The following is a 10,015-nucleotide window of genomic DNA, read 5'->3' as shown; positions in this document are numbered from 1 at the left end:
TATAATCCTGAAAGCCGAACTGCACGTCGAAATCGCGCTGACGCACATAGTTCATCTCCGCCCCTAGGGCCAGGCGATTGTTTTCCGGGAACCACAAGAGCTCAGCCGAGAGGCCGCCGTACATGGTTTCTAGGTAACCAAGCGTGGTGCGGGCATAGAGGTTTTTGCCGGGCCGCCAGATGTATTCGGCAGTCAGATGTTCTATCCTAAGATCCGACTGCTGCGCATACAGCGCCCAATCCGACCGCACCCTTTGGATCACCGAGTTGGATAGGCGTTGGCTTTCATCGAGGTTCCCGGCAAAGGGCTGACGCAGTCCTGCTGACAGCGTCAGCCCAGGCCTGGCCGTGAAGTCCAGTCCTAGCTGGGCGCCGATCTCATAGCGGAAGGGAGCGTCCGGGTCGAAAAACGACGCCTGCTGATAGGGGCCGAAGCGGTAACTGAAGTGTGGATAGGCGGCATCGGTAAAGCTGCCCTTGATCAGGGCGATACTATCGGAGACCTCAGCGCGAGCAAAGCTGCGCCAGGCGCCATCCGGGTCGTGCTCCAGCTCATAAAGGTCATTGCGGGCTATCCGCACTACGCTGAGCGGTACCCCGTTGGCCATCAGTGCAATGTCAAATTCCTGTACCTGTTCCGGCTGGGTATTGGCGAGCACCCTCGCTGTGCGGCCGATAGCTTGGGCGGCTTGACCGTAGCGGCTATTTTCCACCCCGATGCGCAGGGTATCACCTGCCTCATCGAGATAGACCAGCCGCAGTCCTTCCTGTTCTAGGTTGCGGGTCAGAACCTGCTGGCGGCGGGCGGGCGCGGCTGCGTCTTCTGGCATATTCCAACTAGCCAGCGCCACGCGATCAACAGGTAGCAACGGCGGCGGTGCTGCCCCCTGCCCGCCCGGCGCCACGCTTTGGCGCGGGTCGAGGAAATAGCTGTAGTTGAGCCCGAGAGTGGTGCCGTACATGTAAGAGGCGGTCAGCTGTGCGCCATTCTTGAACCGGTACTGAGCGCCGAAATTGAGCGGGGATGCGGCCTCGAAGCCGATGCGACTTCGCTCCTCAGTATAGAGATCCGGCGAATACTCCACGAGCAGGGTCAGATGATCATTGTACTTCCAGCTAGCGCCACCAAACAGCGCCGCATCGCCGCGGAACCAGTTGCCGAAATCCAGCTGTCCGGTGGTCGCAATGCCGCCCGCGCTTGCGTCAGGCCTGGTTTTGAAACGGTCTGACAGTAGCCCCAGTGGGTTGGAGAAACTGCCGCGCCCAGCGATCCGCCCCCAGCCGATGCCGCCGGAGAGCTTCAGCCGCTCCCGGAAAGTTTTGGTGGCGACCAGATATTCTGAAGCATATATACCGGTACCGCCAAAGTCGCGCAGGCCCAAGGCTAGAGACGGCGACCGACGGCCCTCCTCGCGCAGCAGGAAGTGAAGATCAAAACTGCGATCGTAGCGGTTGCCGACTGCGCCATCAAAATCCTCGATCACCGCATATCGGAAGCTGCCATGAACCCAAGGTAGCATCTGAAAGGTCATGGTGGCACGCAACGTCTGATCCAGCCCGCCGCTGGTAAAGGCCAAGATGCCATCGGGATACATCTCGGCGGTCGGGGTTTCGATCAGCCCTGGAGTGCCGTAATTCGATGTCGTTTGGGCTGCTACCTGCACAGGGATGGCCAGCATTAACGCTGCCGAAATTACATGCCGCACTTGGAATATCCGGTGTCTCATAACGTTTTAAAATCACTTTTGCTCTCCCTCCCATAGCGTTTTTCCGAATGGCTGTCCCGCTGTTGGGGGAAATGACACGGATTGTCTCTCTTATGTGGCGAATCTGCCTGTTTATTCGCGCGCTCGGTGACCCTGCTGCAACTTTTTGCGGCTAGGCGGGGATTCCCAGACGCAGCCCGATAGAAAAAGAAGGTTTGTGTTGCTTTTGCAGCAGCGCAGCATTCTCAGGGCAGAACCGGCATGATAAACTGGCGGCGAATAGGTTTAGGAGATTAACGATGATCAGGATCACCCTCTTGGCGCTGGCACTGTCCGCAACTAGCGTCTGTGCCCAGACCGCAGCCCCTGTAACCGAGCAGGTTGATTGCGAAGACATCAATAACGCAAACAAGGATGAATGCCTGGCGGAAGCGGAAGGCGTGACTGGTTTTGTCCCTTTGATTGCCCCGGCGTTGGGTGCAGCCGCCGCGGCGGCCGGACTAGCAGCTGCGGCTGGCGGGGGCTCGAATCCCTCCACCACCAGCACTGTCAGCACCAACTAATTCGATCCGGGCCTGCGCTTCAGTTGTGAATAAATAACGGCGCATTTTCGTTGTGGTGCGCCGTTTCTGCAGTGTGTTATTTGGAACAGCGCCTCAGCTAACGTAGTATTTCGAGCTGTAATCGCCGTATTGGTAGCCGTATTGCTTCATCCTGCGGGTGTTGATCTGGCTTAAAATCATCCCGGTCAGGTGCTGGCTGTCGGTGTGGAACAGCCGCAGGGATTCTGCCACGTCCTGCTCTGCGGTGTCATCCCATTTCACCGCCAGAAGCACCGCATCCGCATTGCGGGCAATTAGCCGGGCATCCGCGACGGCTAGCACAGGTGGTGTGTCGATCAGGATCACGTCATAGGTCTGTCGCATCTCTGCCAAGAAATTCCTGAACCGCTCCGAGGCAAAGAGATCTGCCGCATTGGCCGAAGTTTGTTCCCCCGCCAGCACATCGCAGCCCAAAAGCGGTTCCCGGAAAACCGCCTGCTTCGTCGGAAAATCTCCCGCCAGAACCGCGACAATGCCATGCGACGGCACATCCTGAAGTTGCGCTGTTAGGGTTCGACGGCGGATATCGCCCTCAATCAGTAGAACTTTCTTGCCGATGCCGACAAAGTTTTGTGCCAACGCCAGCGTATTTGTGGTCTTGCCTTCACCGGGTAGCGAGGAGGTTATCACCACCACCTGCGGCGGCTGGTCTACATTGGACAGCATCAGCGAAGTGCGAAGGTTACGCACAGCTTCTGCGGTGGCTGAGGATGGTTTCTCGGAGAGATACTCTAGCACCTTGCGGCGTTCGCCCGCCGGAAACATCGGGATCTGGCCCAGCACGCTATAACCGGTCTTGCGCTCCAGCTCTTGAGCGGAACGGTAGCCTCGGCGTCGCGCCTCCAAAAGCAGCACGGTGCCAGCCCCCAGCATCAGTCCCAAGATCCCACTCATTGCGATGACCAGAGACTTCCGCGGTACTGACGGAGACATTGGAACGACTGCCTTCGATAGCAGGCGGCTGTCTGCTTTCTGGATGCCCTCCTGTGCGGAGGTTTCCTTGAGGCGAGTCAAAAAATACTCATATAGCAGCCGCACGGCCTCTGCTTCGCGGCTGAGCTGCTGCAGGGTGATCAGGTCTTCACCTTGCCGGGCCAGCTGGTCGGACAGCTCGACTTCCGACTGCACAAGCGTCAACGCCTGCTGGCCCGCCCGTTGGGCATCCAGTGCGGCGCGCGCCAGAAGGCGTTGAAACGCGGCGTCAAAGGCCGCTTCGCCCGCACCTGTATCCGTCTGCGCGAGCAGCCGTTGCAATTGCCGATCTTGGCTGGCTTCTGCCTGCGCGGTGCGGGTCTCTGCACTGCTCAGCCTGTCATACCGTGCCTGCGCGGTCTCTGCGGCGGATTTGGCCAGTGTGATGCGCTCACGCAGGTCTTTCAGCTGCACCTCCTGCGCCTGCAGCGCCTCGGGTGAAATCAGTGCGGTACTGGCGTTGAATTCGCTGGCCTCGGCCTCGGCGGCTTCAAGCTCCGCTTTCAGCTCCGCCACCCGGGTGGTCAGCCAGATGGTCGCCTGCTCGGTAGCGTCGAATTTCACCTCTATCTGATTGAGGATATAGAGATCGACAATGGTGTCGGCGATCAGCGCCGATTTGCGTGCGGATTCGGTTTTAGCCGTGACCTGAAACACTAGCGTCTGCGGCACGCTGCGCACCGAGACCTTGCTTAGCAGGGTAGATACCACACTATCCCGGGTCATCTGCTCGAGCATTTCTTCTGGTATCTCTATCGGCGGAGGTTGCAGGCCAAGCAACGATTTGATCCCAGTTTCCACGGACCTTATCAATGCCCTCATGGCGGAAGGCTCACCTAAATTACCGTTGAACTCCGGATCATCCATCAGGTTCAGCTTATCAACGACCTTGCTCATCAGCCCGCGGGACTGCAGCACCTCCAGTTCGGAATTGACCTCAGCTAATTCGCCCGTCAACCCGCTGACGACACTTTGTAGATCCACCACGCTTTCCTGCTTGGTCTCCAGCATTACCACGGCAGTAGATGTATAAAGTGGTACAGCAACTGCAAAAACATAGATCCCGCCGATGAAAATTGCCGCCATAGTGGTCAGAGCAATTATCCATTTTCCGCGCCACAGGGTGGCAAGCAGGGCGGCAGGATCTATGATGTCGTCGTCAGGCTCCTCCACCGCAGCTGGGTGATGCACATGGAGTGAAGATTCGTTTGAAAGCGATCGTTTCATGAATACCCGAATATCAAAATGACCGGCGCACGCCAGCGGCACGCCTCAATTATCACATACATGCAGCTGCGCCGGGAAGAAAGGCCGCGAGCCAACTGCCGATGGGGCCAAACTCGGCCAGACCGGCTCTGGCAATAATTTTCAAAGCTGCGCTTTGGGCTTTGGTGCTAATTGTTGCCGGTGAGGTCTTACTTCGGGAGGCTCGGTAGGAGTTGTCACTGGCATAGATACATCCACCAAGGTGATGTTTGATGCAGACATCACAGAAGGAACAAGCATCCGTGTCCGAAGTTACCATCATCTGGATCGATCTTGCAAAGAGTGTTTCCCATGCACACGAGCATGCATGTATAGGCCCCGTGAAGTTTTGCTCATACTAAAAGAAGGAAAACGTAGCGATTTGGAAGGAATACTGCATTAAGAGATGGACGGTGAAGTCGGAGACTTTCCCCAAAACGCATGATCGAACGCACCTTTGGTATCGGCTTTGTATAATGCCAGAGATTTTGTATAATGCCAGAGATCATGTCTTTCATCGATCAAGAGCTTCTGTGCGCGGTAGCATATTGCGATGTCACGCCACAAAGCACTGGTGGCCAGGTTCAGCATGGACTTTTTCCCACAGGCGTAGATCATGGGCGTAATACGCTTCGACGAGTTGCATGGCTGCTCTGTTGTCGAGATTCGCGCTCGACACCTTAGTTCGGACGCTCCAAGTCTTGCCCCAAGGGGTACCGATCTTGGGCATCCCTTGATCCATCCCTTCAAAGGTTGTCAGCGCATCGACCAACAGCGTGCCCTTTACATCACAGATAAAGCTGATTTGTGGCTGGAAATGTGGCCAGTTCAGTAGGTCCTCGAATTCCTCAACGCTTAACTTGCTGCAGAAAGTGTCAAAGTCAGGGAAGTGCGCAAGGTGATTTTCGGCGAATTTCTTATCGGGATAAAATGGTGTCTTGAACTTGAGGTAGTTAAAAGCCGAGTGTAAGCGTTCAAGCGGATGGCGCAGGATGGCAAATTTTCGCATAGAGGCAAAAGATTTTGGATCTAATTTTTTTAAGTACTGCACGGAATGGTGTGCATTGATCTCTGTCGAGGTTTCCGGCGGCATGCTGGGATAGACGATGCTGTTGATGAATGTGCCTGCGTTCTTGGGGATATGAATAAAAACAATTTTTTCGGAGTAGTACAAATAGAACGGAGAAACCTTCTTACCGCTCTTGTGGGAATGGCGATGGTAGGCCATCCGCGCGTTCAGAAAAATGCTATTGGGCAAAAACGACAACAGCTTGCCTTTCACCTTCAACAGGTCATGTGGTTTCGGAACAGCAATGGCCTTATTTCCTTGGTGTAGAAACTGAGAAGAGATTGTCATTGTCGATACACCATTACTTTCGCCGCACAAGACATTGATGTGCTTGAGCGTTCGAGTCGAAATCCTGTCCTAGGTAAGCAGCTTGACCGTCTCTGATCCAGCCATCGTAGATTATCTCAGGGCGTCTCATGCTTCGCACCGGCTTTCGATGAAGGTCACACGGCCTCTGGCGTTAAAGAGGACCTTACAATAGAGCTGGCTTTTTCCCATGTGAAACGCTGGGAATGACGAAGTCCATGTTCAATTTGACGCTCTCTCAATTCATGATCATTCATCAAGCACATAATGGCAGAGACCCATTCAGACGGATTATCAGCATCAGCGTAGAGTGCTGCGTCACCGCAGACCTCAGGAAGTGAGGCTTTGGGTGCGACAATTGCAGGAGTGCCTAGGGCCATTGCTTCGAGTGGAGGCAAGCCAAACCCTTCTGAGATGGATGGCGTGCATGCAACAAGTGCCTTGCTCTGCAAAGCGCGTAGTTCAGGATCATTCACATATCCTGGAAAGATGACATTTGGAGGAACCGTGATCCCCAACGCCTCAAAGTCACTTGGTTTGCTCCCCCCTGTGAGGACTAGTCTGACTCCAGACAATGATGGATTTGTAAAAGCGCGTAATAGAAGAGCGATGTTCTTATGCGGTTGAGTATTTGACAAAGCCAACACAAACTTTCCCGGTTCTAGCTGGTGCCGATCGAGAATATTTTCGTCAGGAAACGCCCGCAGTGCGTGATCTACCCCACAATGGACAACCGTGATACGCTCTGCGTCGCAACTTGTTTCTTGAATGAGCGCATCCTTGGCATGCTGAGAAACTGTAAAGGCGCCTACTGGTCGCCGACAGGCAACCTTTGCATGCAACCTCCCCCACTGCCTTGCTCCAAGGGAGTAGGAGCTGGGGTGGCTGAAAACTTGAGTGTCATGTATCATTGCTACTGTGTTTTCAAAGAAAAGAGTGGTTTTGTTACAAAAGCTCAGGATCCTATGTCCATTTGCGGCTCGCGGAAGGCATAGCTGCTCCCAAAGGATCGATCCCTTACGGCCGACACGGCGCACTTTTCCTTCAGGGACCCCAGAAACCTTTCGAGCGTCCTTGGCGGTGATCAAAATGCCATCATCGTAATGGGGATTCCCCAAAAGCGCCCGTGTTAGCTCTTCGGCTACCAGGTGAACGGCCGTCGGTCCTGCAGAAAGAAACCGCCCATTTATAGAGAAATTAAAATTTCTGGAATTTTTCATTTTTGTTTACGAAGACGCGTTGAGGAATGTTTCAAGGTGAAATATTTTTTCATATCTGGTCGTTAGGAGAGTGCGAACTGTCTTTACGATGTAGCCGCCCCGCGCCGACATTGCTGTGCCTAGGTGAGCTGCGATGATACGTAACAGAAAAGAATACGGTGTTTGACGGATTCGGAGGGTATATGTAGATATAGAATGCAGCAAGGCATTGTGTTCGTACCCGCGAGGGATCGATGAAGCAGGGCCTTGCTGCAAACGTTGACTTGCGGCTGCACTTGGCCTTGTTAAACGGGGAAACCGGATCTCCCCACAAAAACTTTCCGCCGAAGGATCATGACAGGGCTGCCTATTATATTCTATTGGACATTTGCGTTTCGTGGTCTCTTTGATCCGCGACAGGTCTTGCTGTGGCTATTGGTGCTGTCCCTGCCTTTTGGCTCCTTGGCCGTAGTGCCGCCAGGCCTTACAGCGGGTTTGACGCTACTCCCGACGAGCATGACGGCGGTATGGCTTTGTGTCCGGGTGTTTTTCTTGCGGCGCAACGGCACTCGTGAACTGGTTACAGCACTTTTCAGCTATCGTTCGTTGGGGCTGCTCTTTCTGTTCTGGCTCTATGCCATCTACGTCACCCTGTTCGCACCGCGGTTCTTTGCTGGAGAGATCGTTGTCGTGCCCATGAGGCCCAGTGGCTTCATGACTGCTGAACTTCTGCGCCCGACTAAGCAGAATATTTCTCAAATGCTCTACCTCACCATATCGGTCGCCATGGTCCTCGCGATCTTTCAGCTGTTTCGCAGGTCTAAGGTCCGTGCAGTATTTCCCCGCATTTGGTTGACTGGGAGCATGATTGTCGTGGGCACTGGGGTCTTGGACCTGCTGTCTAAGTTTTTACCGCTGAAGGCATTGCTAGATCCCTTCAGGACCGCCAGCTATGCCTTTCTTACTGAAGTGGAAATCAGCGGTGGCGCAAAGCGGGTGGTGGGCTTAATGCCGGAAGCCTCGAGTTACGGCTCGCTCTGCATAGTTTTTCTATCTATTCTCTACTTCATGATCCCGGCTTTTCCGCAGACATATCTACGGCGGCGGGCTTCTGTAGTTTGCTGTTTGCTTGTGGTGATGACCGTATTATCGACGTCCTCGGCGGCCTACGTTGGATTGGGTGTATTCCTAGCGTTTGCCGCGCTGGAATGGCTGCATCGCAATGTCTTGTCCGGCACCGCAAAGGTCGCATCTCTTCACAAGGGCGCCTATGCAGTGATGGCGATCCTGAGCGCAGTAGCTCTCCTTTTTTTGTTCCTACCTTCATTCTTTGATCCTATGATCGCTCGGATCAACATGCTGATCTTCGAAAAGGTCGATACGAGTTCCTATCTCGAACGTAGCTTCTGGACGCGCACCGCTTTTGAAGCCGGGATATCCAGCTACTTTCTCGGAACAGGCCTAGGATCAGTGAGGGGGTCCAATATTCTTGCGACCCAGTTTGGCTCATTCGGCGCGCCTGGCTGTATTCTCTACTATCTATTTGTCGCGAGGTTGCTTTGGGGGCGGATGCCGCAGCATACTGACCTGCAGGATGCTGCACTTGTTCGCGCAATGAGATGGTCGTTCTGGCCACCTTTTTGCGTTGCGTTGCTGGTGGGCACAACGCCGGATTTCGGGGTGGAGGGCGGCCTACGCTGGGGTATTTTGCTAGCGTTGTCTGTGGCGCTGCCAAAAACTAATCTGCTAAATAGGGCTTATTGGCCTCTTGGGTTTCGCGTTGAGAAGTACTCCTGCCCCAGCTATAGGGAGAGAAATTTCGGGATGAGAGAGCCATCAAAAATCGTACCGTTTCGCGGACACAGTAGATAAAATCGCCTATTTTACACGGCCGCAAAGTTTTCAGAAGGTTAAGATGTCACATCCCGACTTCAGTGCTTCGGAGAGGCCAAAAAACCGCACACATTCAAGGCAAACCTCTCTAAAAATTGCGGTTATCATCGCCTCGATTGGACGGCCGGGTAATGTTGCTACCTTGTTGCGGATCTTGTCGCAGCAGAGCGTTCTCCCGTCCCAGGTGATCCTGTCTATCGAAAAGGACGTGGATGCGCCCCCTCAGGAACAGCTCCCAGGTCTCAACGTGAAATATGTGCTGGGACCCCGCGGCATGACTGCTCAAAGGAACAGGGGTCTAGAGAGGCTTTCCGCCGATACGGATATCGTTATTTTCTACGACGACGATTTTGTGCCTTCGACCTTCGCCCTAGAAGGCATCGGCCGTTTCTTCCTCGACCACCAGGAGGTCGCCGGAGCAACAGGCGTGCTTCTCGCGGACGGGATTCTGGGCGCGGGGATCTCCCCGCAAGCCGCACTAGAGAAAGTTGCCAAAGCAGACCGCATGCAGGCCGAGATTCGAACCGACATCCTTGCCTATCGGAAGGCTCTTTATGGCTGCAACATGGCCTATCGGCTGTCGATGATCCAGGGGCTCCGTTTCGATGAGGCGCTACCGCTCTACGGCTGGCTGGAAGACATCGATTTCGGCGGACAGATTCAGCATCCGATGGCCTATACAAATGCCTTTACCGGAGTTCATTGCGGCGAGAAACGCGGCCGCGAGACATCGGGAAAGCGCTTGGGTTACAGCCAAGTCTGCAACCCCGTTTACTTGTGGCGCAAGGGAACGGCAGACAAGGCAACTATGCGAAAGCAAATCCTCCGGAACATTCTAGCCAACCATGTCAAGCTGTTCTTCCCGGAGCCCTGGGTCGATCGCAAGGGTCGGGCAATCGGCAATTGGATTGCGACCTTCGATCTGTTGTGCGGCAAAGCACATCCCGGGAGAATCCTGGACCTATGAGCCAGCCAGTCACACAGCAGCCTGGCCGCCCCGCTCAACCGGTCACATGAGCGGTGT

The 10,015-nt window shown here is 54.6% G+C and carries 7 protein-coding genes; 3 read left to right on the top strand and 4 right to left on the bottom strand.

The window, feature by feature from the left end; all coding sequences use genetic code 11:
* Window positions 1–1,705, bottom strand: a 1,705-nt coding sequence (locus ACN0TA_RS17865; RefSeq protein ID WP_417585486.1) for a YjbH domain-containing protein, incomplete at its 3' end; no start/stop codon positions are given.
* Between the two features lie 299 nt (window positions 1,706–2,004).
* Between ACN0TA_RS17865 and ACN0TA_RS17860 the strand changes: the two genes are divergently transcribed.
* Complete coding sequence (locus ACN0TA_RS17860; RefSeq protein ID WP_417585484.1) at window positions 2,005–2,268, top strand: hypothetical protein; 264 nt, start codon at window positions 2,005–2,007, stop codon at window positions 2,266–2,268.
* A gap of 93 nt (window positions 2,269–2,361) precedes the next feature.
* On the opposite strand, the gene ACN0TA_RS17855 is transcribed toward ACN0TA_RS17860, so the two are convergent.
* From ACN0TA_RS17855 to ACN0TA_RS17845, 3 genes are all read right to left on the bottom strand, one after another.
* Window positions 2,362–4,506, bottom strand: a complete 2,145-nt coding sequence (locus tag ACN0TA_RS17855; protein WP_417585482.1) for a polysaccharide biosynthesis tyrosine autokinase — start codon at window positions 4,504–4,506, stop codon at window positions 2,362–2,364.
* Between the two features lie 574 nt (window positions 4,507–5,080).
* The gene (locus ACN0TA_RS17850) at window positions 5,081–5,881 is read right to left on the bottom strand and encodes a sulfotransferase family 2 domain-containing protein (protein WP_417585480.1); all 801 of its coding nucleotides are present in this window, start codon (window positions 5,879–5,881) and stop codon (window positions 5,081–5,083) included.
* A gap of 155 nt (window positions 5,882–6,036) precedes the next feature.
* A complete protein-coding gene (locus ACN0TA_RS17845) occupies window positions 6,037–7,119 on the bottom strand; it encodes a glycosyltransferase family 4 protein (RefSeq protein ID WP_417585478.1) in 1,083 nt (360 codons plus the stop codon).
* 333 nt (window positions 7,120–7,452) lie between these two features.
* On the opposite strand from ACN0TA_RS17845, the gene ACN0TA_RS17840 reads away from it, so the two are divergent.
* Both ACN0TA_RS17840 and ACN0TA_RS17835 read left to right on the top strand, forming a co-directional pair.
* Window positions 7,453–8,970 (top strand): hypothetical protein, encoded by a 1,518-nt coding sequence (locus ACN0TA_RS17840; protein ID WP_417585476.1) that lies wholly within the window; start codon window positions 7,453–7,455, stop codon window positions 8,968–8,970.
* A gap of 43 nt (window positions 8,971–9,013) precedes the next feature.
* Window positions 9,014–9,958, top strand: coding sequence for a glycosyltransferase family 2 protein (locus ACN0TA_RS17835; RefSeq protein WP_417585474.1), 945 nt, complete (start codon window positions 9,014–9,016; stop codon window positions 9,956–9,958).
* The last annotated feature ends 57 nt before the right edge of the window (window positions 9,959–10,015 follow it).

This window comes from Pelagibacterium sp., assembly GCF_048264985.1.
GTDB lineage: Bacteria > Pseudomonadota > Alphaproteobacteria > Rhizobiales > Devosiaceae > Pelagibacterium.
The sequence above is the reverse complement of the archived record's forward strand: the minus strand, read 5'-3'. Positions and strand labels throughout refer to the sequence as shown.

Excerpts from the sequence above, each read along its gene's own strand:
- ACN0TA_RS17860 (WP_417585484.1), top strand. The coding sequence starts at position 2,005 with ATGATCAGGATCACCCTCTTGGCGCTGGCACTGTCCGCAACTAGCGTC.
- ACN0TA_RS17855 (WP_417585482.1), bottom strand. The coding sequence starts at position 4,506 with ATGAAACGATCGCTTTCAAACGAATCTTCACTCCATGTGCATCACCCA.
- ACN0TA_RS17850 (WP_417585480.1), bottom strand. The coding sequence starts at position 5,881 with ATGACAATCTCTTCTCAGTTTCTACACCAAGGAAATAAGGCCATTGCT.
- ACN0TA_RS17845 (WP_417585478.1), bottom strand. The coding sequence starts at position 7,119 with ATGAAAAATTCCAGAAATTTTAATTTCTCTATAAATGGGCGGTTTCTT.
- ACN0TA_RS17840 (WP_417585476.1), top strand. The coding sequence starts at position 7,453 with ATGACAGGGCTGCCTATTATATTCTATTGGACATTTGCGTTTCGTGGT.
- ACN0TA_RS17835 (WP_417585474.1), top strand. The coding sequence starts at position 9,014 with ATGTCACATCCCGACTTCAGTGCTTCGGAGAGGCCAAAAAACCGCACA.